The sequence below is a fragment of the Rhodoferax sp. LS1P39 genome (assembly GCF_056521425.1).
On the sequence record NZ_JBWMAV010000008.1, the window covers coordinates 122,365 to 145,763 of the forward strand.

29 protein-coding genes and 1 tRNA gene are annotated in these 23,399 nt (G+C 63.5%); 16 read left to right on the forward strand and 14 right to left on the reverse strand.

Going from position 1 to position 23,399, the window contains the following annotated elements:
• Positions 1 to 62: 62 nt before the first annotated feature.
• From AC097O_RS14415 to AC097O_RS14430, 4 genes are all read right to left on the reverse strand, one after another.
• The gene (locus AC097O_RS14415; RefSeq protein WP_479593481.1) at positions 63 to 668 is read right to left on the reverse strand and encodes a MarC family protein; all 606 of its coding nucleotides are present in this window, start codon (positions 666 to 668) and stop codon (positions 63 to 65) included.
• Positions 658 to 1,596, reverse strand: coding sequence for an arginase (gene rocF / locus AC097O_RS14420; RefSeq protein WP_479593482.1), 939 nt, complete (start codon positions 1,594 to 1,596; stop codon positions 658 to 660). The genes AC097O_RS14415 and rocF overlap by 11 nt, the downstream gene beginning before the upstream one ends.
• Positions 1,593 to 2,681, reverse strand: a complete 1,089-nt coding sequence (locus AC097O_RS14425) for an ornithine cyclodeaminase (protein ID WP_479593483.1) — start codon at positions 2,679 to 2,681, stop codon at positions 1,593 to 1,595. Before AC097O_RS14425 ends, rocF begins: the two co-directional genes overlap by 4 nt.
• 205 nt (positions 2,682 to 2,886) lie before the next feature.
• Positions 2,887 to 3,882 (reverse strand): porin, encoded by a 996-nt coding sequence (locus AC097O_RS14430; RefSeq protein WP_479593484.1) that lies wholly within the window; start codon positions 3,880 to 3,882, stop codon positions 2,887 to 2,889.
• A 202-nt stretch (positions 3,883 to 4,084) separates the two neighbouring features.
• Between AC097O_RS14430 and AC097O_RS14435 the strand changes: the two genes are divergently transcribed.
• Genes AC097O_RS14435 through yfiB form a run of 5 tightly spaced genes read left to right on the forward strand, consistent with a single transcriptional unit; the run spans position 4,085 to position 7,406 of the window.
• Positions 4,085 to 4,510: an Lrp/AsnC family transcriptional regulator gene (locus AC097O_RS14435; protein ID WP_315188452.1), complete on the forward strand. Its 426-nt coding sequence runs from the start codon at positions 4,085 to 4,087 to the stop codon at positions 4,508 to 4,510.
• Between the two features lie 31 nt (positions 4,511 to 4,541).
• The gene (locus AC097O_RS14440) at positions 4,542 to 5,006 is read left to right on the forward strand and encodes an Lrp/AsnC ligand binding domain-containing protein (protein ID WP_315188616.1); all 465 of its coding nucleotides are present in this window, start codon (positions 4,542 to 4,544) and stop codon (positions 5,004 to 5,006) included.
• Positions 5,003 to 5,578 carry a regulatory sequestration protein YfiR gene (gene yfiR / locus AC097O_RS14445; protein WP_479593485.1) on the forward strand — a complete coding sequence of 192 codons (576 nt, stop codon included), beginning with the start codon at positions 5,003 to 5,005 and terminating at the stop codon, positions 5,576 to 5,578. Before AC097O_RS14440 ends, yfiR begins: the two co-directional genes overlap by 4 nt.
• Complete coding sequence (dgcN, locus tag AC097O_RS14450; protein WP_479593486.1) at positions 5,575 to 6,873, forward strand: diguanylate cyclase DgcN/YfiN; 1,299 nt, start codon at positions 5,575 to 5,577, stop codon at positions 6,871 to 6,873. Before yfiR ends, dgcN begins: the two co-directional genes overlap by 4 nt.
• Positions 6,873 to 7,406, forward strand: a complete 534-nt coding sequence (gene yfiB, locus AC097O_RS14455; protein WP_479593487.1) for an outer membrane lipoprotein YfiB — start codon at positions 6,873 to 6,875, stop codon at positions 7,404 to 7,406. Before dgcN ends, yfiB begins: the two co-directional genes overlap by 1 nt.
• 8 nt (positions 7,407 to 7,414) lie before the next feature.
• On the opposite strand, the gene AC097O_RS14460 is transcribed toward yfiB, so the two are convergent.
• On the reverse strand, positions 7,415 to 8,107 hold the full coding sequence (locus tag AC097O_RS14460) for a YggS family pyridoxal phosphate-dependent enzyme (RefSeq protein ID WP_479593488.1): 693 nt from the start codon (positions 8,105 to 8,107) through the stop codon (positions 7,415 to 7,417).
• 37 nt (positions 8,108 to 8,144) lie between these two features.
• On the opposite strand from AC097O_RS14460, the gene AC097O_RS14465 reads away from it, so the two are divergent.
• From AC097O_RS14465 to AC097O_RS14480, 4 genes are read left to right on the forward strand one after another with little or no spacing between them, the layout of a single operon-like run.
• Complete coding sequence (locus AC097O_RS14465; RefSeq protein ID WP_315188442.1) at positions 8,145 to 9,188, forward strand: type IV pilus twitching motility protein PilT; 1,044 nt, start codon at positions 8,145 to 8,147, stop codon at positions 9,186 to 9,188.
• 25 nt (positions 9,189 to 9,213) lie between these two features.
• Positions 9,214 to 9,846 (forward strand): cyclic nucleotide-binding domain-containing protein, encoded by a 633-nt coding sequence (locus tag AC097O_RS14470; protein ID WP_315188440.1) that lies wholly within the window; start codon positions 9,214 to 9,216, stop codon positions 9,844 to 9,846.
• A 10-nt stretch (positions 9,847 to 9,856) separates the two neighbouring features.
• The gene (locus tag AC097O_RS14475; protein WP_479593489.1) at positions 9,857 to 10,993 is read left to right on the forward strand and encodes a PilT/PilU family type 4a pilus ATPase; all 1,137 of its coding nucleotides are present in this window, start codon (positions 9,857 to 9,859) and stop codon (positions 10,991 to 10,993) included.
• 22 nt (positions 10,994 to 11,015) lie between these two features.
• Positions 11,016 to 11,930 carry an NAD(P)-dependent oxidoreductase gene (locus AC097O_RS14480; protein WP_479589296.1) on the forward strand — a complete coding sequence of 305 codons (915 nt, stop codon included), beginning with the start codon at positions 11,016 to 11,018 and terminating at the stop codon, positions 11,928 to 11,930.
• Positions 11,931 to 12,065: 135 nt separating this feature from the next.
• On the opposite strand, the gene AC097O_RS14485 is transcribed toward AC097O_RS14480, so the two are convergent.
• The 3 genes from AC097O_RS14485 to AC097O_RS14495 are packed head-to-tail and all read right to left on the reverse strand — an operon-like array spanning position 12,066 to position 13,733.
• A complete protein-coding gene (locus AC097O_RS14485; RefSeq protein ID WP_479593490.1) occupies positions 12,066 to 12,674 on the reverse strand; it encodes a BON domain-containing protein in 609 nt (202 codons plus the stop codon).
• A gap of 18 nt (positions 12,675 to 12,692) precedes the next feature.
• Entirely contained in the window at positions 12,693 to 13,292 is a 600-nt protein-coding gene (locus AC097O_RS14490) for a phosphoheptose isomerase (protein WP_479593491.1), read from the reverse strand.
• A gap of 48 nt (positions 13,293 to 13,340) precedes the next feature.
• Positions 13,341 to 13,733 carry a YraN family protein gene (locus AC097O_RS14495; RefSeq protein WP_479593492.1) on the reverse strand — a complete coding sequence of 131 codons (393 nt, stop codon included), beginning with the start codon at positions 13,731 to 13,733 and terminating at the stop codon, positions 13,341 to 13,343.
• Here AC097O_RS14495 and rsmI point away from each other — a divergent pair.
• The gene (gene rsmI, locus AC097O_RS14500) at positions 13,733 to 14,647 is read left to right on the forward strand and encodes a 16S rRNA (cytidine(1402)-2'-O)-methyltransferase (RefSeq protein WP_479593493.1); all 915 of its coding nucleotides are present in this window, start codon (positions 13,733 to 13,735) and stop codon (positions 14,645 to 14,647) included. The genes AC097O_RS14495 and rsmI overlap by 1 nt on opposite strands.
• A gap of 45 nt (positions 14,648 to 14,692) precedes the next feature.
• On the opposite strand, the gene AC097O_RS14505 is transcribed toward rsmI, so the two are convergent.
• The gene (locus AC097O_RS14505) at positions 14,693 to 16,669 is read right to left on the reverse strand and encodes a site-specific recombinase (RefSeq protein WP_479593494.1); all 1,977 of its coding nucleotides are present in this window, start codon (positions 16,667 to 16,669) and stop codon (positions 14,693 to 14,695) included.
• 140 nt (positions 16,670 to 16,809) lie between these two features.
• Between AC097O_RS14505 and AC097O_RS14510 the strand changes: the two genes are divergently transcribed.
• Together AC097O_RS14510 and AC097O_RS14515 are read left to right on the forward strand one after the other, a co-directional pair.
• A complete protein-coding gene (locus AC097O_RS14510; protein WP_479593495.1) occupies positions 16,810 to 17,106 on the forward strand; it encodes a type II toxin-antitoxin system TacA family antitoxin in 297 nt (98 codons plus the stop codon).
• Positions 17,107 to 17,108: 2 nt separating this feature from the next.
• Complete coding sequence (locus AC097O_RS14515; RefSeq protein WP_479593496.1) at positions 17,109 to 17,615, forward strand: GNAT family N-acetyltransferase; 507 nt, start codon at positions 17,109 to 17,111, stop codon at positions 17,613 to 17,615.
• A 26-nt stretch (positions 17,616 to 17,641) separates the two neighbouring features.
• Here AC097O_RS14515 and AC097O_RS14520 read toward each other — a convergent pair.
• Positions 17,642 to 17,717: transfer RNA gene (locus AC097O_RS14520), tRNA-Arg, on the reverse strand.
• Between the two features lie 198 nt (positions 17,718 to 17,915).
• On the opposite strand from AC097O_RS14520, the gene AC097O_RS14525 reads away from it, so the two are divergent.
• Entirely contained in the window at positions 17,916 to 18,500 is a 585-nt protein-coding gene (locus AC097O_RS14525; RefSeq protein ID WP_479593497.1) for a c-type cytochrome, read from the forward strand.
• Between the two features lie 92 nt (positions 18,501 to 18,592).
• On the opposite strand, the gene AC097O_RS14530 is transcribed toward AC097O_RS14525, so the two are convergent.
• Genes AC097O_RS14530 through AC097O_RS14540 form a run of 3 tightly spaced genes read right to left on the reverse strand, consistent with a single transcriptional unit; the run spans position 18,593 to position 20,629 of the window.
• Positions 18,593 to 19,135 (reverse strand): DUF2946 family protein, encoded by a 543-nt coding sequence (locus AC097O_RS14530; RefSeq protein ID WP_479593498.1) that lies wholly within the window; start codon positions 19,133 to 19,135, stop codon positions 18,593 to 18,595.
• 6 nt (positions 19,136 to 19,141) lie between these two features.
• Positions 19,142 to 20,137 carry a YheT family hydrolase gene (locus AC097O_RS14535; protein ID WP_479593499.1) on the reverse strand — a complete coding sequence of 332 codons (996 nt, stop codon included), beginning with the start codon at positions 20,135 to 20,137 and terminating at the stop codon, positions 19,142 to 19,144.
• Between the two features lie 42 nt (positions 20,138 to 20,179).
• Positions 20,180 to 20,629: a YybH family protein gene (locus tag AC097O_RS14540; protein ID WP_315188413.1), complete on the reverse strand. Its 450-nt coding sequence runs from the start codon at positions 20,627 to 20,629 to the stop codon at positions 20,180 to 20,182.
• Between the two features lie 131 nt (positions 20,630 to 20,760).
• On the opposite strand from AC097O_RS14540, the gene AC097O_RS14545 reads away from it, so the two are divergent.
• The 3 genes from AC097O_RS14545 to AC097O_RS14555 are packed head-to-tail and all read left to right on the forward strand — an operon-like array spanning position 20,761 to position 22,769.
• Positions 20,761 to 21,345: a LemA family protein gene (locus AC097O_RS14545; protein ID WP_479593500.1), complete on the forward strand. Its 585-nt coding sequence runs from the start codon at positions 20,761 to 20,763 to the stop codon at positions 21,343 to 21,345.
• The gene (locus AC097O_RS14550) at positions 21,346 to 22,251 is read left to right on the forward strand and encodes a TPM domain-containing protein (RefSeq protein WP_479593501.1); all 906 of its coding nucleotides are present in this window, start codon (positions 21,346 to 21,348) and stop codon (positions 22,249 to 22,251) included.
• Positions 22,252 to 22,262: 11 nt separating this feature from the next.
• Entirely contained in the window at positions 22,263 to 22,769 is a 507-nt protein-coding gene (locus AC097O_RS14555) for a TPM domain-containing protein (RefSeq protein ID WP_479589121.1), read from the forward strand.
• Between the two features lie 174 nt (positions 22,770 to 22,943).
• Here the strand turns inward: AC097O_RS14555 and AC097O_RS14560 are convergent, their stop codons facing one another.
• Positions 22,944 to 23,360 carry a F0F1 ATP synthase subunit epsilon gene (locus AC097O_RS14560; RefSeq protein ID WP_315188406.1) on the reverse strand — a complete coding sequence of 139 codons (417 nt, stop codon included), beginning with the start codon at positions 23,358 to 23,360 and terminating at the stop codon, positions 22,944 to 22,946.
• Between the last annotated feature and the right edge of the window lie 39 nt (positions 23,361 to 23,399).

Sequence of the window (23,399 nt, forward strand, 5' to 3'; positions counted from 1 at the left end):
TAAAACAAAACAATCTCACCAAATAAATCTAACCAACTAGTGATTAATTTCGAATTTTTTGACTATCCAGAAATTATTGGGAATGCATTGCGCAGCCCCGAAATCAGCATCTGCACCGCCATGGCCGCCAGCAGCAAGCCCATCAGGCGCTCCAGCGCGATCAGGCCGGATTTGCCAATGCGCCGCGCCAGCCCGCTGGCCGACAGCAGCACCACCCACACCACCACCATGCTCAGGGTGATGGCGCCGGCCCAACTGAGCATGCGCTCGGGCTGGCGCGAGGCCAGCAGCAGCACGGTGGCCAGCGAAGACGGCCCGGCAATCATCGGAATCGCCAGCGGCACCAGCATGGGCTCGGCCTCTTGCTCGGGGCCGGAAAAGCTCACACCCATGCTCGGAAAGGCCATGCCCATGGCGATCAAAAACAGGATCACGCCGCCCGCGATTTCCAGCGAGGCATCGGTGAGGTGCATGACGTGCAGCAGCCGGTCGCCTACCAGCATGAACACCAGCAGAATCACCAGCGCAAACAGGCACTCCCGGGTGATGACCCAGAAGCGCCGTTCTTTGGGCGTGTTGCGCAGCAGGCTGAGCACGATGGGCACGTTGCCCAGCGGGTCGGTGACGATCAGCAAGACCATCAAGGCCGACAAAAAGTCATGTTGCATCCGTCACCTGGCGCATCAGCGTGCTTTTGCCAAACAGGCTTTCGACCAAATCCACCGCCAGCTCGGCGGTCTGGTTGCGCACGTCCAGCGCGGGGTTGAGCTCCACGATGTCCAGCGAGGCCAGCAGGCCGGTGTCGGCAATCATTTCCATGCACAGCTGGGCTTCGCGGTAGTTGGGGCCGCCGCGCACGGTGGTGCCCACGCCGGGGGCGATGTCGGGGTCGAGAAAGTCCACGTCCAGGCTGACATGCAAATGGGTGTTGGCATCCAGCCCGTCCAGCGCCATCTCCATGGTGTGGCGAATGCCCATCTCGTCGATAAAGCGCATGTCGAAAACTTCAATGCCTTGCTCGTGCACAAAGCGCTTTTCCCCGGCATCCACGCTGCGGATACCGATCTGGACGATCTCGCGGGCGCTGATGGCGGGCACGTGGCCGCCGATCTGCACCAGCTCCTGCGGGCCGTGGCCGCACAGGCAGGCCACCGGCATGCCGTGGATGTTGCCGCTGGGGGTGAGCGCGGCGGTGTTGAAGTCGGCATGCGCGTCCAGCCACAGCACGCGCAGCTTTTTGCCGGTGTCGCGGCAGTGGCGGGCCACGGCGCTGATGGAGCCGATGCCTAAGCAGTGGTCGCCGCCCAGCATGATGGGCAGGCGGCCAGCGCTGAGTTCTTTGTAGACCACGTTGTGCGTGAGCTCGTTCCACTGGGCTACTTCGGGCAGGTGGCGGTAGCCGTCCACCGGGGGCAGCCAGGGGTTGGCCGGGCCGCGGATGTTGCCGCAGTCGCGCACGTCCAGCCCGGCCTGCTCCAGCGCCTGGGCCAGGCCCGCGACCCGCAGGGCCTCGGGGCCCATGCGCGCGCCGCGTACGCCCGCACCGATGTCGGTGGGTACGCCAATCAGGCTCACGCCCAGGGTGGAATGGTTCATGCTGTTTGGGTGTCGGCTAGGGAAACAGGTGCCACAAAGCGCGAGGCCGTGGGTCGTACCAGACTATACAAATCTTTCGGGTCGGCGAGGTCGGGAATCAGCGCCAAACGCTGGCCCAGGCCCAGCTCGCGGGCGGTGTCGCGCATGAAGCGCAGGGCCGAATAGTCTTCCATGGCAAAGCCGACGGAATCAAAAACGGTGATCTGCGCATCGCTGGTGCGGCCCACGGCCTGGCCGCTGAGCACACGCCAGAGTTCGGTGACGGCAAAGTCGGCGGGCAGTTGCTGCAGGTCGCCTTCGATGCGGGTTTGCGGCTCGTATTCCACAAACACGCTGGCGGCGCGCAGCACGTCGGGGTGCAGCTCGGTCTTGCCAGGGCAGTCGCCACCCACGCCGTTGATGTGCATGCCGGGTTCGATCATCTCGGGCGTGAGGATGGTGGCATTGGTTTTGTCGGCAGTGACGGTGGTGACGATGTCGGCACCGCGCACGGCATCCAGGCTGTTGGTGCAGATCACCACTTTCAGGCCGGTAGCACGCAAGTTGTCGGCCAGCTTGGCAGTGGCCAGCGGGTCGGTGTCGAACAGGCGCACTTCCTCGATGCCCATCAGGTAGTGGAAGGCCAGGGCCTGGAATTCGCTTTGTGCGCCGTTGCCGATCAGCGCCATGCTGCGGCTGTTGGGGCGGGCCAGGGCGCGGGCGGCGACCACCGAGGTGGCGGCGGTGCGGATGGCGGTGGTCAGGGTCAGCTCGCTCAGCAGCTCGGGCACGCCGGTGGCCACGCTGGCCAGCACGCCAAACGCCATCACCGTGGGCAGGCCGTGCAAGGCATTGTTCTTGGGGTGGCCGTTGACGTACTTGAAGGCGTAGCTCAGGTCGTCGGCAATCGGCATCAGCTCGATCACACCGTCGGTGGAATGGCTGGCCACACGGGCGCACTTGTCAAAGGCTTCCCAGCGCAGAAAGTCGGCCTGGATGGTGTCGGCCATGCCCCGCAGGCAAGCATCCAGCCCCTTGCGTTGGACGATGGTGGCCACGTCATGGGCGCTGAGGAACGGGGTGGAAACGAGGGAGGTGGAAGTCATGGTGCAGGCCTTTGGTGGGGAATGCATCTAGTGTCGCCACACGGCATGTCAATGTAAATCGCCAATATTGCTAGCTTTATGCGTGAATATTGACGTTTTGATAGAAACTATTGACATAACAAACAATCGCCCATGAAAAAAGCCACCCGGCGAACCGGGTGGCTTTTTGTGCTTTTAAATCTCACTGGCTTACGCCAGCGTGGATTTAGAACGCGTGGCGAATGCCAACAGCGTACAGGTTGCCCTTGACCTTTTCGTCAGCAATCTTTGCTTCGGTACGGTTGTAGCCGGTGTACACCGAAGTACGCTTCGACAGGCTGTAGGAAGCGCCGATGGCGAAGCCATTGGTGGTCAGGTCAGCAAAGCCAGCAGCTTCCGACTTGGCACGGGCGTAACCGGTGGACACCACCAGGCTGGCGCCGACCGGAATGTCAACACCGATTTGCACGGTGTTTTCTTTTTCGTAGCCGGTGTCAGGGTTCTTCACATTGCGGTAGCTGGCCAGCAGCTTGGCAACGCCGAGGTCGTACGTAGCGTTCAGCAGGTTGTGCTTGGTGGTAACACCCGTGCCGCCAGTCGCTACAGCGTCAGACTTCTTGTCGTTTTGGTAAGCGTAACCAACGTACAGAGGACCTGCTGCGTACTGGACATTCAAGCCAAACACGTTCTTTGCGCTGGTGGTGGCAGTCTTGTTTTCGCCCAGAGCGTAGCTCACGGTGCCGGTCAGGCCGCCGAAGCTGGGGGAGATGTACTTGATCTGGTTCTTGGGGCTGGCGACATAACCGGCTTGGATGTAAGCGGTAGGCGACAGGATGGAGTCAAACACGGCGTTAGCGTTGCCATGGATGTCATCCAGAGGGGTCCAGGAGTTACCCAGTTGGATCTCACCGAAACCACCGGCCAGACCAACGTAGGACTGGCGGTCGAATGTGGAGCCAGAGGTACGGCTGGAGCCGTCGTCAGCGTTAAAGCCGCTTTCCAGCAGGAAGATGGCCTTCAAGCCGCCGCCCAGATCTTCAGAACCCTTCAGGCCGAAACGGCTGCCGGACACGCCGCCGCTTTCCAGCGCGGTCTGGCGAACGCCGCCGTCAACTTTGCTGGACTGCAAGTTCACGTCAACGATACCGTACAAAGTCACGGAGGACTGGGCCATAGCGCCAGTGGAAGCCAAAACGGCCAGAGCAATCAAACTCTTTTTCATATCAATGTTCCTATCGGGTTAAAAAGAAATAACGTAGGCAAGTGTGCATCAAAACCCAAAGCTACTAGCGATAACCCTATAAAAACGATCATGCTTTGTTGCTTTTAAAACACACCCCACAGCCACTTTTTTACACCTGCGCCGCATTGACTTTGTCGCGTCATAACTGGTTTTCCCCAATGAATGGCCGCAAAATGCAAGCATGGATGTGACCGACCAACAGCTGATTTCATATTTACGTAAAGATGCCCGAACCACGGTGGCGACCTTGGCGCACAAGCTCGGGGTGTCGCGCGGCACGGTTACCAACCGCATCACCAAACTGGAGGACGCGGGCGTGATCGTCGGCTATACCGTGCGGCTGCGGCCCGATGCCGAACCCCATGGCATTTCGGCCTGGATGTCGATTGCTGTCGCGGGCAACGCCACCCGTGCGGTGATTGACAGCCTGCTGGGTGAGCCCGGTGTGGCCACCTTGCACGACACCAATGGCCAATGGGACCTGCTGGCCGAACTGCGCGCCGCCCATCTGGCCGAACTTTCACAGGTATTGGAGCGTATACGATTGGTGCGCGGCATCAGCAGCACCGAAACCAGCATACATCTCGCGACCTACCGCCTTTCGTGACAATAGCGACAATACTTCTGTGATAACGCCTATTGCCGACCTAGACCGCATCGACCTGAAGATCCTGGGATTTCTGCAGGAGGATGGCCGCATTTCGAACCTGAAGCTGGCAGAAAAGGTGGCTTTGTCACCCACAGCGGTGCTGGCGCGGGTACAGCGCCTGACCAAAGACAACTACATCCTCGGATATGAGGCCCGCCTCAACCCCTTGCAGCTGGGCGCGTCGATGATGGTGTTTGTAGAAGTGCTGCTGGACCGCACCACGCCGAATGTGTTTGATGCGTTCAAGGCCGCTGTGCAGGTACGCCCCGAGATCATGGAGTGCCACATGGTGGCGGGGGGCTTCGACTACCTGCTGAAGACCCGCATGGCCGACATGCTGGCCTACCGGGAATTTGCGGGTACGGTGCTGTGGCAGCTGCCGGGCGTGCGCGAAACCCGTACCTATGCGGTGATGGAAGAGGTCAAAAACTCCACCCGGCTGCGTCTGCCATGAAGCACAACACCTCTTTATCCACCCTGCTGCGCACCGTATGGATCGGCGCCTTGTGCGCCGCGAGCAGCCTGGCGTTGGCGCAGCAGGTGGGTACGGCCCCACCGGTGGCGCCCGGACGGATCAGCGTAACCGAGACGCTGCTGGGCATCCTGGGTTATGCCCGCTGGCCCAACGAGTCCATGCCGCTGCGCGTGTGCGTCGCAGGGCGCAGCGCACATACCGACCCATGGCTGAAAAACGGCTTGGCTGCCCTGCCCCAGCGGCCCATCGTGGTGCAGGCGCTGGCACCTGACAGCGAAGCGTCCATCGCCGCCCAGTGCGACGCTTTGTATATAGGCACGCTGGACGATGCGGCTTCGCGCCGCATATTCTCCAATGTAGTGGGGTATCCGGTGCTGACGGTCAGTGAACGGATTCCACCCTGTGCAGCGGGCGCGATGGTGTGCCTGGATGCCAGCAACCCCATGGGCGTGCAATTTGAAGTCAACCTGGATGCCGTTGCCCGCAGCGGTGTGCGGGTGAATCCGCAGGTTCTGCGGCTCGGGCGGCCTGCTGGGAAGACGGCCCCATGAACCGGCATAGCCCCCACAAGCCTGCCACGGGGCGCGTCAGCCTGCTGGCCACGCTGCAACAGGCCCATTTCCGGGTGGCCACGCTGATGATGTTGGCGGTGGGTTTTGCATTGACGCTGGCGGCCTTGGTGGCCTTGCGTACCGCCGCCGACCAGAACCTGCAACTGGTGGCGCGGTCCATTGCGTATACCGCAGAGGCAGCCGTGGTGTTTCGGGACACCATTGCCATCCAGGAATCACTGGGGCTGATCGCCCGCCAGGAGTCGCTGGCCAGTGCGCAGATTGTGGATACCCGTGGCGCGCTGTTGGGGCGCTACATACGGCCTACCAACAACCTGCCCGATGTTGTAGGCGACCGCATCGTGGCGCTATTGTTGCCGCAGCCCACCATCGCCCCCGTGGTGTACCAGGGCCGCCGCATCGCCGAGGTGCGTTTGCGCGGCGACGGGGCGGGGTTTGTGGGCTTTATCTTCATGGGCCTGGCCGGTATGCTGGTGTGCCTGGCACTGGGCGCTGTGGCCGTGCGGCAACTCTCGCGGCGTATCCAGCGCGACATCCTGCAGCCGGTGCTCGCCCTGACGGCGGTGACCTACGCAGCCCGTTTTGACCGTACGACGTCGGCGCGCGCACCGGCATCGCGCATTGCCGAGTTCCACCAACTGGGCGAGGACTTCAACGCCTTGCTGATGGAAATCGAGGTGTACCAGACCCAACTGCACCAAGAGAACAAATCGCTGTCGCACCTGGCCAACCACGACAGCTTGACCGGCCTGCCCAACCGTGCCTACTTTCGACGTCGTCTCACGCGGGTGTTGCAAGACATCCAGGCCACTGGCGGCGGCCTGGCCGTGCTGTATCTGGATAACGACCACTTCAAGTCGATCAACGACCGCTATGGCCATGCCGTGGGCGATGCGCTGCTGGTCGAGGTGGCCGACCGGGTGCGGGCGCAGGTACGCGAAAACGATGTGGTGGCCCGCCTCGGCGGCGACGAATTTGCCATTCTGCTGGCCCCCTTGCACAACGTGGAAGATGCCGCCCGGATTGCCGACAAAATCATCGCCAGCATGGCCACGCCGCTGGAGATCCGGCCCCAAGACCATATCGTGCCGTCCTTGAGCATTGGCATTGCGATCTACCCGATCCACGGGCAAACTGCGGAACAGCTGCTGCGTGCTGCCGACCGGGCCATGTACCGGGTGAAAAGCCAGCAACGCGGCCAGCGCCATATTTTCAACGATCAAACGGATGGCAGTGATTCAGCGCATCCGCCCGAAAAAAGAGAAGTTCTGTAATGCAACCGCACACCCACCTGCAAATACCTGCTGGCATGCGCTCACATACGCGCCGCCACATTCTCGGATCCACCGCCGCACTCACTCTGGGCTTGCTCGTGGCCTGCCAATCTCCCCCCCCGGCCGCCCCGCCACTCGACCGCGCAACCGAACTGGAGCGCCTGGGCTTTGTGCGCACCGAAGAAGGCTGGGAGTACCCCATTTCCGGAAAAATATTGTTTGATACCGCTTCCGACGCACTGGATGCCGAAAGCCAGGCCGTAGCGGGCCGCATCGGCAGCGCCCTGGCCAAACTGGGTATCAACCGGCTACGGGTCGAAGGGCATACCGACAACGTGGGTCCGGCAGCTTTCAACCAGACCCTGTCCCTGCGCCGGGCAGAAGCCGTGGCACAGGCGCTGGCATCACAGGGCTTGTCGAAAGACGGCATGGAAGTACGCGGCTGGGGCAAGGACCGGCCCGTGGTGTCCAACGACACGCCCGCCGGACGGCTGCAGAACCGCAGGGTGTCGGTGATCGTGCCCGCGCAGTGATTTGACGGCTACCGCACGCCAAAAATAGCGGTGCCCACGCGCACCAGGGTGCTGCCCGCCGCCACAGCGGCCTCCAGATCGGCCGTCATGCCCATCGACAAGGTATCAAAATGTGGCGCGCCCGGCACGGCGGCGGCAACGATCTGGTCAAACAAGGCTTTGGCCTGGGCGCACACCGCCAGTTGCCCGGCGTAATCCGCGGCAGGCTCCGGAATCACCATCAGCCCCCGCAAACTCAGGCGCGGCAGGGTCGCCACCTGTATCGCCAAGGCCAAGGCCTGGTGCGGCGGCACGCCGGATTTATTCTCACCACCGTCCACATTCACCTGCAGGCAGACCTGCAGCGGCGGCAGGTGTGACGGGCGCTGGTCGCTCAAGCGCTGGGCGATTTTGAGCCTGTCGATGCTGTGCACCCAGTCAAAATGCGCAGCCACCAAGGCCGTTTTATTGCTTTGGATGGGGCCGATACAGTGCCATTCCAGCGGCAAATCCTGCAAAGCGGTGATTTTGGTGACGGCTTCCTGGATATAGTTTTCGCCAAACCGCGTCTGCCCCGCGGCAAAAGCCTCGCGCACCGCCTCCGGTCCCCAGGTTTTGGAAACAGCCAGCAAATCCACGCTACCTGCTGGACGCGATGCGCGGGTACAAGCTGTAACCATGCGCCCACGAACGCCTTGGAGATTGTTACTAATCGTAGTCATAATCAAACCTACAGCGTACCAAACATCAAGGGGCTCCGTGGACATTACCCAATTGCTCGCATTCAGCGTAAAAAACAAGGCCTCGGACTTGCACCTGTCGGCCGGGCTGCCGCCCATGATCCGGGTGCACGGCGATGTGCGGCGTATCAACGTCGATCCGCTGGACCACAAAACCGTGCACGCCATGGTCTACGACATCATGAGCGACAGCCAGCGCAAACAGTATGAAGAGTTTCTGGAGGTCGATTTCTCGTTCGAGATCGAAGGCCTGGCACGCTTTCGGGTCAATGCCTTCAACCACGCACGCGGAGCCGGTGCCGTGCTGCGGACCATTCCGTCCAAGATCCTCACCCTGGAGCAGCTCAACGCGCCCAAGATTTTTGGCGACCTGGCCCTCAAGCCCCGCGGCATGGTGCTGGTGACCGGGCCTACCGGCTCCGGCAAATCCACCACGCTGGCTGCCATGGTGAACCACCTCAACGAAACCGAATACGGCCACGTGCTGACGGTGGAAGACCCGATCGAGTTTGTCCACGAATCCAAGAAATGCCTGATCAACCAGCGCGAAGTCGGCCCGCACACGCTGAGCTTTGCCGCCGCCCTGCGCTCTGCCCTGCGCGAAGACCCGGACGCGATTCTGGTCGGTGAAATGCGCGACCTGGAAACCATCCGCCTGGCCATGACCGCCGCCGAAACCGGGCATCTGGTGTTCGGCACCCTGCACACCTCCAGCGCGGCCAAGACCATCGACCGGATCATTGACGTGTTTCCAGCCGAAGAAAAGGAAATGGTCCGCGCCATGCTGTCGGAGTCGCTGCAGGCGGTGATCTCGCAAACCCTGTGCAAAACCAAGGACGGCCAGGGCCGGGTGGCGGCGCACGAGATCATGCTGGGCACCAGCGCCATCCGCAACCTGATCCGCGAAGCCAAGGTGGCGCAGATGTACTCCACCATCCAGACCGGCAACAGCGTGGGCATGCAGACACTGGACCAGAACCTGACCGATCTGGTACGCCGCAATATCATCAGCCCGGGCGAAGCGCGGGGCAAAGCCAAAATTCCCGAGAACTTTCCAGGTTGAACATGACGAACGATTGGAGCACCCCATGAAGGGTATTCTGGAGTTCTTACTCCACAAGTCGGAGCCGAAACCCGAGGCGGCTCCGCACGACTCGATGCTGTTCACCACGGCATTCAATGGGCAAAATGTCGACCCCTCGATGCTGGTGCCGTGGGAGGCGCGGGCCATCGAAGTCGGTGCCAAGCGCCTGCCCACCGCGAACAGCGTGCGCACCTTGCAAGAGTTGTGGGCCAAAGACAAGAACATGGAGCAGCTCGACGCGGCCTCCATCCTGCGCATGGAGCGCTTCTTCCAGTTTGCCCTGGTGCCCGGTGGGCGCGACATCATCCGCCAGGGCGAATACGGCAACTTCATGGTGGTGCTGCTCAAAGGCACCATTGCGGTCGACCGGCTGCAGCCCTGGGGCGAGCACCTGCGGCTGGCCGAAACCAAGCCGGGTGACATCCTGGGGGAAATGTCGCTGCTCGACAGCGGCATCCGCTTCTCGGCCTGCACCACCCTGGACGACTGCGAAATCGCCGCACTCAGCGCCGAATCGATGGACGACATGATGAACACCGACCCCCGGTTGGCCGCCTGCCTGATAGCCCTGCTGGCGCGCAAACTCTCGCTGCGGCTGCGTGCCATCAGCGCCCGGTTCAGCGACCGTCCCAACTAAGGCCCCCACGATGGAACGCGACCAAGCCAGCAAGTTCATCAACGATCTTTTGAAACTCATGGTCAGCCGCAACGGCAGCGACCTGTTCATCACGTCCGAATTTCCGCCCGGCATCAAGGTCGATGGCAAGGTCACCAAAGTCTCGCCCCAGCCGCTCACGGCCAGCCACACGCTGGCCCTGGCCCGTTCGGTGATGAACGACAAGCAGGCCGCCGAGTTTGAGCGCACCAAAGAATGCAATTTCGCAATCTCACCGGCGGGCATTGGCCGGTTCCGCGTGAACGCCTTTGTACAGCAGGGCAAAGTCGGCATGGTGCTGCGGGTGATTCCGGTCAGCATCCCCACGGTGGATGGCCTGGGCATGCCGCAGGTGCTGAAAGATGTGGCCATGACCAAGCGTGGTCTGTGCATCCTGGTCGGCGGTACGGGCTGTGGCAAGTCCACCACCCTGGCCGCCATGGTCGATTGGCGCAACGAGCACTCATACGGCCACATCATCACCATCGAAGACCCGGTGGAATTTGTGCACCCGCATAAAAACTGCGTCGTCACCCAGCGCGAAGTGGGCCTGGACACCGACAGCTGGGACTCCGCCCTGAAAAATTCGCTGCGCCAGGCCCCCGATGTGATCCTGATGGGGGAAATCCGCGACCGCGTCACCATGGAACACGCCATCGCCTTTGCCGAAACCGGCCATTTGTGCCTGGCCACACTGCACGCCAACAACGCCAACCAGGCGCTGGACCGCATCCTGAACTTCTTCCCCGAAGAACGCCGTGCCCAGCTGCTGATGGATTTGTCGCTGAACCTGCGCAGCGTGGTGTCGCAGCGCCTGATTCCCCGCCAGGACGGCAAGGGCCGGGCCGCCGCGGTGGAGATTTTGCTCAACACCCCGCTGATCGCCGACCTGATCTTCAAGGGCGAAGTCACCGAAATCAAAGAGATCATGAAGAAGAGCCGCAATCTGGGCATGCAGACCTTTGACCAGGCCCTATTCGATGCCTTTGAGAGCCAGTACATCAGCTACGAAGATGCCCTGCGCCACGCCGACTCACTCAACGACCTGCGTTTGCAGATCAAGCTCAACAGCCAGCGCGCCAAGACCCAGGATCTGGCCGCCGGGACTGAGCATTTCGCGATCGTCTGACACCCTCCCCCTCTTGATTCCTATGCCAAGCACCAACCCCAAAACCTACACTTCCGTTCCTCCTAAAAAAGTCGCATTTCTCGGCCTGGGTGTCATGGGCTACCCGATGGCGGCGCACCTGGCGCTGGCGGGGCACTCGGTGACCGTCTACAACCGCACCGCTACTAAATCCATAGCTTTCTGCGCTGAATACATAAGCGCTGGAGCCCCAAAACATGCTGAAACCCCGCGCCTGGCTGCACGGGGGGCCGACATCGTGTTTTGCTGCGTGGGCAACGATACCGACCTGCGCTCGGTCACGCTGGGGGCCGACGGGGCTTTTGCGGGCATGGAGCCGGGCGCAATTTTTGTGGACCACACCACGGCCTCGGCCGAGGTCGCCCGTGAGCTGGATGGAGCGGCACGCACCCTGGGCCTGCGCTTCATCGACGCGCCGGTATCGGGCGGCCAGGCGGGCGCGCAAAACGGCTTGCTGACGGTGATGTGTGGCGGCGATGCGGCGGCCTTCGATGCGATCGCCCCCACGGCCATGGCGTTCTCAAAGGCCTGCACCCGGGTGGGCGACAGCGGCGCAGGCCAGTTGGCCAAGATGGTGAACCAGATCTGCATCGCCGGGCTGGTGCAAGGCCTGAGCGAAGCCGTGGCCTTTGGCCAGCGCGCCGGGCTGGACATCGTGCAGGTGCTGGAAGTGATTGGCAAGGGCGCGGCCCAAAGCTGGCAGATGGACAACCGCGGCAAAACCATGGTGGCCGACCAGTTCGACTTTGGCTTTGCCGTGGACTGGATGCGCAAAGACCTGGGCCTGGTGCTGGACGAGGCCAAGCGCAACGGTGCGCGCCTGCCGGTCACCGCCCTGGTAGACCAGTTTTATGCCGACGTGCAGCAAATGGGCGGCCAGCGCTGGGACACCTCCAGCCTGATCAAGCGACTCCGCTAAGTCACCACCACCCCACGTTCAAAACACCCCTCTTTTCCAGAAACACCGCAGAACTGGCTTTGCCAGGCTGCTGGTGTTGCCCCCTTGCCAAGGGGGTTGGCGGAAAGCGCTTGCGCTGTAGCCTGGGGGTGAGCCCTATTTCACGGTGGAGAGGCTTTTCAGCTCTTCCTCGCTCAGAATGTCAAACACCCGCACCACCCTTTGCACGCCGCTGACGCTGCGGGCCAGGTCGGTGACGCGGTTGGCTTCGCGCATCGAGACGCGACCCATCAGGTAGACCGTGCCGCGCTCGGTGATCACCTTGAAGGTATTGGACTGCACATCCTTGGCATCCACCAGCGTGGCCTTGACCTTGCCGGTCACCAGGGTGTCGGACGAGCGCTGCGACAGCGACGACGGGCCGAGCACCGCCACCTCGTTCACCACCGAGCGCACGTTCTCCACCTTCAGCACCAGCTCTTGCAGCTTTTGCTGGTCGGCAGCGGTGGGCACTTCGCCCGTCAGCAGCACCTGGCGGTTGTAGCTGGTGACGTTGACGTGGGCGCTCTCGCCCATGCTCTGGCCGATGCGGTTGTTGGCGCGCAGCTCGATGCCTTCATCTTCCAGCTGGGCCCCGGAGGTGCGCCGGTCGGTGGCCATGAACGCACCGCCCACCGCCGCACCGCCCACCACCAAAGGTACGCAGGCCGACAGGCTGGTACCCAGAACAACAGCCGCCGCAGCGGTGAGTAGAAAACGGTGCATGGAGTCTTTCAAAAAAAGTTAAAGCGGGGGTTCAATATCGCCCAGCAACTGGGAATCCACGCCGTCGCACAGGCAGTGCAGTACCAGCAAATGGACTTCCTGGATGCGCGCGGTACGGTCGTGCGGCACGCAGATGTGCACATCGGTTTCGCGCAGCGCCGCACCCATCTTGCCGCCGCCCTTGCCGGTCATGGCCACCACGGTCATCTCGCGCTCGTGGGCGGCCTGGATGGCCAGCAGCACGTTGGCCGAGTTGCCGCTGGTGGTGATGGCCAGCAGCACGTCGCCGGGCTGGCCCAGAGCGCGCACCTGCTTGGCGAAGATCACGTCGAAGTTGTAGTCGTTGCCTATTGCCGTAATGATGGAGCTGTCGGTGGTGAGCGCAATCGCACCCAGCTCGGGCCGCTCGCGCTCAAACCGGCCCACGAACTCGGCCGCAAAGTGCTGCGCATCCGCCGCCGAGCCGCCGTTACCGCAGGCCAGCACTTTGCCGCCGCTGGTCACAGCCGCCAGCATGGCCTGGATGCCCGCCGCAATGGGTTTGCTGAGTGGCTGCGCCGACTGGTACTTCAGGTCGGCGCTGTCGATGAAATGTTGCTGAATGCGTTGTTCAATCATGGTGCGGAATGATAACTGTGCTGTAGGAGCGGGTTTGTAAATGAAAGTTCAGCTTGCATCGAAGGCCGCCTGCAGCCATTGGATGCCGGAATACTCGACCAGCACCACATCAAACCGGCATGGCGGCGGGGTGCGCAGGCGCATCAAATAGCTGCGGGCAGCGAACACGATACGCCTTTGCTTGGTGGCGCTGATGCTGGCCGCCGCGCCGCCAAACGCCGCGGTGGCCCGCTGGCGCACCTCGACAAACACCACCGTGCCGTCGGGCGCACGCATCACCAGGTCGATTTCGCCGCCGCCGCGCCCCGGGGTCCGATAATTGCGCTCCAGCAGACGCAGGCCCTGGGCCTGCAAATGCGCCAGCGCCCGGTCTTCACCCGCATCACCGACCTGTTTGGTCGTGCCCGGTAAGGCCACACCGATTTTTTTGAGGAAACCCATTGAGCGCTTCTTTTGCTTCCGCCTTGAAAGCCGCCCAGGAGGCAGCCGCTTCGCAGCATTATCCGGCGGGCACGCTGTACATCGTGGCCACGCCCATCGGCAACTTGTGCGACATCAGCCTGCGGGCGCTGCACGTGCTGGGTTTGGTGGATGCCATCGCCTGCGAGGACACGCGCCACACCCAGGCCCTGCTGCGCGCCTACGGCATCGACAAGTCCAGCGCCCAGCTGCTGGCGGTGCACCAGCACAACGAGACCGAGGCCGCGCAGAACGTGGTGCGGCGGCTGCAGCAGGGTGAACGCATTGCCTACGCCAGCGACGCAGGCACCCCGGCCATCAGCGACCCCGGCGCGCGGGTGGTGGCGGCCGCGCGGGCCGTGGGCATTGCGGTGGTGCCTCTGCCTGGCGCCAGCAGCATCACGGCGGCGCTGAGTGCGGCGGGCATCGTGCAGGACACGGGTTTTGTGTTTACCGGCTTCTTGCCTAGCAAGGCCACCGAGCGCGACAACGCCGCCCTGGCGCTGCTGGCCGAGCCGCGCGCTGTGGTGCTGCTGGAAGCCCCGCACCGCATCGAGGCGCTGGCCCGCAGCCTGGCCTGCCTGGGCGCACGGCCCGTAACGCTGGCGCGCGAGATCACCAAGCAGTTTGAAGAAATTGCCACCGTGCCCGCGCAAGACCTGGTGGCCTGGCTGGCGGCCCAGCCGTCGCGCACGCGGGGGGAGTTTGTGCTGGTCATCCACCCGGCTCCACCGTCGGAAGCCCCGGCGCAGGACCTGCGGGTGCTGAAGCTGCTGCTGGCCGAGCTACCCCTGAAAACCGCCGTGCAACTCTGCGCCGACATCACCGGCCAGCCGCGCAAAGGCCTGTACAGCGCGGCGCTGGAACTCAAGGCGGACACGGACGAAGACTCCTGAATAAATAGCTGCTCACGCTTATGGAATAAGCGCTAGAGGCTCATTTCATTCAGATTTTGGCGGCCACAGGAAACTCAAGGGGTGCTGGCGCAGGCGGCGCAGCACGGCGTAGCGCAGGCGCTGGCGGTCCAGCCCGGTCACGCTGTGCGCCCCCAGGGCCAGTTGCAGCGCCAGGAAGAAGCTGACCGTCAGGTTGAGCACGCCGATCAGCGGAATCGCCGCCACACACCACCAGAACACCGGCATGGTCCACACCAGATTGCCGTAGGCGGCAGCCGCCGCAGACAACTGGCCGGTGGACAGCGTCACGTGGCGGGCCTCCAGCCCCAGGCCCACAAAGGCCAGCACCGGCGGCAGCAGGCCGAGCATGAAGCCCAGCGAGATGTTCGACGCAAAGCCCGAAATATGCTCGCGCATGAAACGCGCCCAGCGGTCGGCGCGCGCCCCGCCCAGCACCCGGGTGATGCGCGGGTTGTAGCGCAGGGCCGAATCCAGCTGGTGCAGCACAAACCAGTTTTCCACCGCGCCCGCAATCAGGCTGGAGGTAAACAACAGCACGCCGGTAAACGCCGCAAACAGCAGCGTGCTGGGGCTCAGCAGGTTCAGGGTGTGGAACACGTGGTCGGCCTCGGCCTGGCTGATCATGTGCTTGCCGCTGCCCCAGAACATCGCATAGCTGATCAGCAGCACGCAGGGCGTGACCATGCCCACATTGCCCAGCACCGCCGCCACCTGCGAACGCACCAGGTGGGTGACTTCGTCGACAAAGTCTTCGATCGCCCGGCTGTTGCCCAGGTCTTTGAGCTTGGCGGCCATGGCGGGGGCGGTCATGGCCGGCTGCTTGGTGGCCAGAGTCCAGTGCAGCAGCTGGATCATCACAAAGCTGGCGGCGTACATCACGCCCGACCACATGCCCGCCCAAAAGGCCGTCAGGCCCACCGCGCCGATCAGAAACTTCAGCAAGGTGGTCAGCGACGTGGCCGCACCGCCGCCTGCCGCCTTGATCAGCATGCCACGGTACTCGGCCCGGTCGCGGGTGATGTAGTGCTCGCCGGTTTCGGCGCTGCGCTCGGTCACCTTGGCGGCCAGCATCGAGGCGTTGCCACGCACCAGCGCCCGCAGGCTGCGGCGTTCCTGCCCGGCATAAGTGAGGCGCACCACCAGGCGGCTGGCGCTGGCATCGGGCGTGGGCGAGAGCAGGCAATCCATCAGATCGCGCACCCGCAGCAGGCGTTCGCGCAACTGGCGCAGCATGAACACCAGGTTGACCGAGATGCCGTGGTCGTTCAGGTGCGGGTACACGCTGGCGGCGGCCTGGCGGCATAGCTCCAGCCGCTCGCGCAGGCGCTGGGCGGCGGCCTCCAGCTCGGGCAGCTCGCGCGGCGTGGCAATGAAAGCCCGGCGCAAGGCATCCACCTCGGCCGACAGGCTGTTGAACGGCTCATCATGCCGGGCGGCAGCGCTCATGCGCAAGCGCAACTCCGATGCCACGCCGGTGGCCATGATCTGGTTGCTGCAAAAAGTAATGGCCTGCAGCAGCTCGTCTTGCCACAGCGTGATGCCCGGCGTGCGCGATGGCGACGACAGCAAATGGCCAATGCGCGCCAGCGTGGGCGCATCCAGCGCCGCCAGCCAGGCGGCATCCAGCGTGTTGGGCAGCACCAGGCTGAAAAGCTCGGCCGCGTCGGTGGTCTCGGGCGTGCTGGGCAGCAGCTTGCAGCGCAGACGGTAACCCAGCTCGCTGAAAAACGCGGTGCGCGGCGAAAACCCGTAGTCGGACAACACCATGGTGCTGTCCACCGTATCGGCCAGCACCTGCCACCAGGTCCGCAGGCGCACCTGCAGCTCGGGCCGGGCATCCACCGCATCCAGAAAGCGCTGCACCCGGCTCACCGAGTCGTCGGGCGCGCGGTTGTCGCCGCGTATCCATTCCAGCAGGCCAATCAGCCACAGATGGCGCCGCGCCAAGGGCGCATTGGCATCCAGCGTATCGAGGAGCGAGGTGAGGGTGTGTGTGGTCAATGCGATGGAGGCTCTTAGGGTTTAGGAGCGGTCCATTCTAGAGAATATGCTGTGTCTGGCGGACATATGCCCTGTTACATACAACGTTATACGGACAATAGCCGTACAATCGCAGCATTATCCCGTGATGGAGATACCCCATGGAAGCCACCACTACCAGCTTGCGCCAGGCGCGCATGGAATTCAAAACCACCGCCGACATGAAAGACCTGCTCAACCAGGCCGCCGCCTTGGACGGGCTGGACCTGACCTCGTTCGTGCTGGGCTCCGCCATTGAAAAAGCCCGCAAGGTGCTGAGTGAACACGCCAGCATCCGCCTGGCCCAGCAGGGGCAAGCCGCACTGGCGCAGTTGCTCCACATGCCACCCGCACCCACCCCCGCCATGCAGGATTTGATGGCCCTGCCAGACTTGCCCACACGCACCGTGGCCGGTTGAGCATGGCGGTTGCGCTTTCGCTGTACGCCCCGGCGCTGGTGTACTCGGGGCAAAAGCAGTTTGACTGCGGCCATGCCGTCATCAACGCCTTTGTGCACAACAGCCTGAAACCCCAGGCCAGGAAAAACCTGAGCGTGGCCTATGTGCTGACGGACAGCGCGCACGGCGAGCGTTTTGTGGGCTTCTACACCATCGCCCAGCACATGGTGGATGTGTCTTTGCTCTCGGCACTGCAACTGGGCTCCCTGCCGCGCAAAATTCCTTGCTCGCGCCTGGTCATGCTGGGCATCGACCAGCGCTACAAAGGCCAGCAACTCGGCTCACGGTTGATGCGGCACGCCCTGCTGCTCACGCAACAGGTGGCACAGCAAATAGGCAGTTTCGGGATGTACCTGGATGCCGATCCCCTGGCCGTGGCGTTCTACCAAAATCTGGGATTTACGCTGCTGGAGGGCGACAAAAGCCCGGCGCCATCGCCGATGTTTTTACCGCTGAGCGCGATCGGCTGAAGAAGCTGGCGGGGGAATGAAGAAGTTGGTGCGGCTGGCGGGGATCGAACCCACGACCCTTGGCTTCGGAGGCCAATACTCTATCCACTGAGCTACAGCCGCAACGTGGGCGATTGTAGCCGCTGGCTGTGTGGGCCAAAAACCGCTACCTCTCAAGGCCTGTAAAGGGGCGACGGTTATACTCGCGGGCTGATTAGAGCCCACTAACTTTTATGGACTCGGGTGCAGAGCACCCCGAGCCATAAAAGTTGCTTCAGGTTAATAGAGCCCCCGATTTGACCCCGATGTTTTGAGGACACCATGAGCGCCAACCCCCATGACCACGCAGCAGAAGAAGACCACACCGGTCCCATCAAAAATCCCAAGCAACTGCTGCTGGCGGTGTTTTTCTCATTCGTGATCCCCATTTTTGCCATCATCGGCCTGGTGTATTACGTGGTGTCGGATGCCAAACCGGCGGGCACCAACTCGGTGGACACCATGACGCTGGGCGGCATGACAGAGCAATCGCAAAGCCAGGCGCTGGCTGCGCGCATCCAGAAGATCGGTGCCGTGGAAATCCGCGATGCCAACCGCGAACTCAAATCCGGCGAAGACGTGTTCAAGGCGCAATGTGCCAGCTGCCACGCCACGGGTCTGGCGGGTTCGCCCAAGTTTGGCGATGCAGGGGCCTGGGGTCCACGCATCAAGACCGGCTATGAAGCGCTGCTGAACTCCGCCATCGCCGGCAAGGGTGCCATGGGCGCGCAAAGCGGTGGCGACTTTGACGACACCGAAATCGCCCGCGCGGTGGTCTACATGGCCAATGGCGGTGGGGCCAGCTTCCCGGTGCCGCAAAAGCCCGCTGCTGCTGCACCCGAAGGCGCAGCGTCTGCCGCACCGTAAGCACACCATGCTCCCCGAAAAGGCCGGTTCTTCCGGCCTTTTTTATGCATGAAATCAGGCCCTGGCGCTTATTCAACAAGCACGGGCAGCTATTATTTTGGTAGTAACTGGGGGCTGGGCACGTAGCCGAAGCGCTCGGGCAGGCGGGCGGCCTCCTCGGGCTGGGGCACCCACAGGCCTTGCTCCACCGCGTCGGCGGCATGGCCCATGTCCAGGGTGTGCACCAGGCCAAAGCCCAGGTCGGTGTCCAGGTACAGGTGGCCCTGTTCGTCCAGCACGCAGCGCTGCACCCGCGCGGTCTGGCCGGTGTGGGCCAGCACCGTGAAGTCGGGCTGTACGCGCCACACATACGGCGTGCGCTCCAGCTCCACATAGACCCGCTGCGGCCCGTTCTGGAAGAACCAGCGGCCCTGGCGGTCGCTCTCGTAGTTGCGCTGGATGAAGTCGATCAGCTTTTCGTGCAGCAGGCGCGAGCCCTTGCTCTGCGCGGTGGCCCCGGTGCCCGCAAACGGCCCTGCCGCCTGCGCCGGGTCGTCGCGCATGTACCAGTTGCCGCGCGCGTCCAGGCCCAGCCAGCCGTAGCAGTCGGGCACGTTGGGCCATTTGGCGATGGCTTGTTTGACGATGTCGTCCATAGCGTCCTATTTGATGGCCTGCAACAGCCAGCCGCCCACCGCATCAGGCATGCTGCGCACGTGGCCGGGGATGGGGCCCTGGGGAAAGCCGACATGGCCTCCGTGGCTGGGCTGCCACAGGGTGACGTGCCGACCCACCTCGTCCTGGTGCGGCAGGCTCCAGGCGGGCACAAAAGGGTCGTTGCGGGCGTGCACCACCAGCGCGGGGATGCGGATCTGCGCCAGGTGCGGCTTGGCCGAGGCGCGGGCCCAGTAGTCTTCGGTGCTGTTATAGCCGTGCAGCGGGGCGGTGAAGATGTTGTCGAACTCGTACAGGTCGCGCGCGGCCATCAGCGCCTCGCGGTCGAACAGGCCGGGGTGCTGGTCGAGCTTGCGCAGGGCCTTGGGCTTCATGCTGCGCAGGAACATGCGGGTGTAGATCTGCCGGTTCATGCCGCGCCCGATGGCCCAGCCGCTGGCGGCCAGGTCGGTGGGGGCGCACACCGCCGCCACCGCACGCACCACCTGGCGCGCCTGGTCGCCCATTTCCTCTGCCCAGCGCAGCAAGGCGTTGCCGCCGAGTGAGATGCCCACAGCGATGACCTTGCCCTGGTGCCAGGCCTTGAGGCGCTTGAGCACCCAGCCGACCTCTTCAAAATCGCCCGAGTGGTAGGCGCGCGGCCCCAGGTTGAGTTCGCCGCTGCAGCCCCGAAAGTGCGGCACCACAAAGCCCATGCCGTGGGCTCGCGCGTAGTCGGCAAAGGCCTCGGCGTAGTGGCTGCCCGACGAGCCCTCCAGCCCGTGGAACAGCACCAGCAGGGGCCGCCCGGCCTCGCTGGCCGCCGGGTCGGCGATGTGGGCGGCCGGGTCGCAGAAATCCACGTCGATGAAGTCCAGGTCCGGCGTGATCCAGCGCTCACGCCGGAACTGCGGCCGGGGCCCGAAGGCGCGGCGCGAGTACAGGGCGGGCCAGATGGTTTGCGCATGGCCGCCGGGTAGCCACCAGGGCGCTACATAGTTCATAGCTGGTTGTGCTGATGGAATGGGCACGGAAGGCAAATTTGACTAATGGAGCAGCGCCGACGCGCCACCCGACTCCTGCAGATCACGGCCGGTGCCGGGGCTGGCGTGGTGGGCCACCATGCGCCAGCCTTGGGCCGTCTTGTGGTAGACGTTGGTGGCGATGGCAAAGGCCTCGCGCGGGCCGTCGGGGGCCATCACCTCGATGCGCTCCACCAGGGTGTGTACGGCGCTGGCCAAGGCATCGATGCGGCGCACATGCTCGGGCCAGGCGCGGATGCGGCCCTGGCCGAACATGGCCTCGAAGCTGGCACGGATGGCGGCGATGCCCACCACGCGCGCGCCACCGGGGTGGACGCAGACCACATCGTCCTCGTCGGCCCAGCAGGCCACCAGCTTGTCGATGTCGCCATTTTGTAAGGCATCGTAAAAGGCGGCTTCGGTGTCGTCGGCAGTGCCGCCCACGGTGGCGGCCTGGAGTTTGGCTTTGGGCATGGCTTACACGGGGGTTGGGCAAAATGGAAGTGGCTTTGATTTTGCCTTGCTTTGGAGGGCTGCCCGGGCCGCATGTGCTAAGGTCAAACGCTATAGGAGCCCGCATGCGGCCCGCCATTGGAGGAATTCACATGAAACGCTGGTTACCCGCCCTACTGCTCGCATCCGCCCTGACCGGCTGCGGCTATAACGATTTCCAACGCCTGGACGAGCAAAGCAAGGCCGCCTGGAGCGAGGTGCTGAACCAGTACCAGCGCCGTGCCGACCTGGTGCCCAACATCGTGGCCACCGTCAAGGGCGAAGCCGCGTTTGAGCAAGACACGCTGACCAAGGTGGTGGAGGCCCGCGCCAAGGCCACGTCCATCCAGGTCACGCCCGAAACGCTGAACAACCCCGAAGCCTTCGCCAAGTTCCAGGCCGCCCAGGGCGAGCTGGGCAGCGCCCTGAGCCGCCTGATGGTGACGGTCGAAAAGTACCCCGACCTGAAGGCCAACAAGGGCTTTAGCGACCTGCGGGTGCAGCTGGAAGGCACCGAAAACCGCATCACCGTGGCCCGCAACCGCTTCATCGGCACGGTACAGGAGTACAACGTGCTGGCCCGCAGCTTCCCCAGCAACCTGACGGCCAAGGTGATGGGCTACGAGCCCAAACCGAGCTTCACGGTGCAGAACGAAGCCCAGATCTCGGCCCCGCCGGTGGTGGATTTCAAGAAATAAATGCCCGTGCTGCTGCGCCTGCTGCTTGCGTGCTGGCTGGTCCTGCTGGCCCTGGGCGGCCACGCCCAAAGCGTACTGCCGGTACCGGCGCTGACCGGGCACGTGATCGACACCACGGCCACCCTGGGCGCGGCGCAGCTGCAGGCGCTGGAAGCCAAGCTGACCGCGTTCGAGGGCAGCACCGGCGCGCAGGTGGTGGTGCTGATGGTGCCCACCACCCAACCTGAAGACATCTCTAGCTACGCCAACCGCGTGGGCAACGCCTGGAAGATTGGCCGCAAAGAGGTGGGCGACGGGCTGATCCTGCTGGTGGCCAAGAACGACCGCAAGCTGCGCATCGAGGTGGCCAAGACGCTGGAGGGTGCGATTCCCGACCTGGCGGCCAGCAACATCATCAACGATGCCATCACACCACGCTTCAAGCAGGGCGACTTTGCCGGGGGCGTGGATGCCGGGGTCAACCAGATCATGGCCCTGGTCAAGGGCGAGGCCCTGCCCGCGCCCACTGCCCGTGCCCAGCAGGAGGCCGAAGGGTTTGACTGGCAGGAACTGCTGATCTTTGCCGTGTTTGCCGTGCCGATTGCCGGTGCCATTGCCCGCAGCATCTTCGGGGCCAAGCTGGGCTCGCTGGTGACGGGCGCGGGCGTGGGAGCACTGGCCTGGTTCGTCTCGGCCAGCCTGCTGATTGCGGGCGCGGCGGGAGTGGCGGCACTGCTGTTCACGCTGGTGTCGCGGGCCGGGTCGTCGTCTTTGGGCGGCGCACTGGGCGGTGGCATGGGTGGTGGCCGGGGTGGTGGATTTGGCGGCGGCGGTTTCGGCTCGGGTGGCCGCAGCGGTGGCGGCGGCGGCTTCAGCTCGGGCGGTGGTGGCAATTTTGGCGGCGGCGGCGCGTCCGGGGGATGGTAATGGGCCTGTGGATGCACCTACAACGGCTGGTAAAACACTGCTGGCAAGATGCTTCGGATGTGCGCCGCGCGGTGCCCGCCGAGCTAGTAGAGCAACTGGCGCGCCGGGTCAGCGCCAGCGAGCAGCGCCACACCGGCGAGATCCGCATCTGCATCGAAGGCGGCCTGCCGCTGAGCTACCTGCGGCGCAAGGCTTCGGCGCGCGAACGGGCGGTGATGCTGTTTGGCAAGCTGCGCGTCTGGGACACTGAACACAACAACGGCGTGCTGATCTACCTGCTGCTGGCCGACCACGCCATCGAGCTGGTGGCCGACCGAGGCCTGAACGCCCGGGTATCGCCCGCCGAGTGGCAAGAGATGGTGGCCCACCTGGGCACGGCCTTGCAGGCGGGCTTGTATGAGCAAGGCCTGACGACGGCGCTGGAGGAGGTGTCTGCCGTGCTGGTGCAGCATTTCCCGCTGGCCCCTGACAGCATGCGGCGCGACGAGCTGCCGAACGCACCGGTGCTGCTCCTGTAAGCCCATATCTGAAATTCAGGGCCTTTTTTAGCATCGAAATCAAGGTCCAGCGCTTATTTTATAAGCGCAAGCAGCTCCTATTTTTAACATTAAAAACAGTAGCAACCATCCCCAGATTACGCCCACAAAAAAAAAGCCGCTCAAGAGCGGCTTTTTGGGGAGTGTCAGCGCAGATTAGCGGTTGCGGCGGAACTTGCGCAGAGCCGAAATCTGGGCGGCCATCATGGCCAGCTCGGATTGGGCCTTGGCGATGTCCAGCTGGCCCTTGGCGTTGCGCAGGGCTTCTTCGGCACGGGCCTTGGCGGCATTGGCTTTTTCTTCGTCCAGGTCCTTGCCGCGGATGGCCGTGTCAGACAACACGGTAACGCAGTCGGGTTGGACTTCCAGAATGCCACCGGCCACGAAGATGAACTCTTCGTTGCCGTCGGCCTTTTCAATACGCACCGAACCCGGCTTGATACGGGTGATCAAGGGGGTGTGGCGCGGATAAATGCCCAGCTCGCCCGCTTCGCCCGGCAAAGCCACAAACTTGGCTTGGCCCGAGAAGATGGATTCTTCGGCACTGACAACATTCACGAGAATGGTGGTCATAGGTTTCCTTTGGGTCCAGCGTGGTGAAGTGCAGAGCGC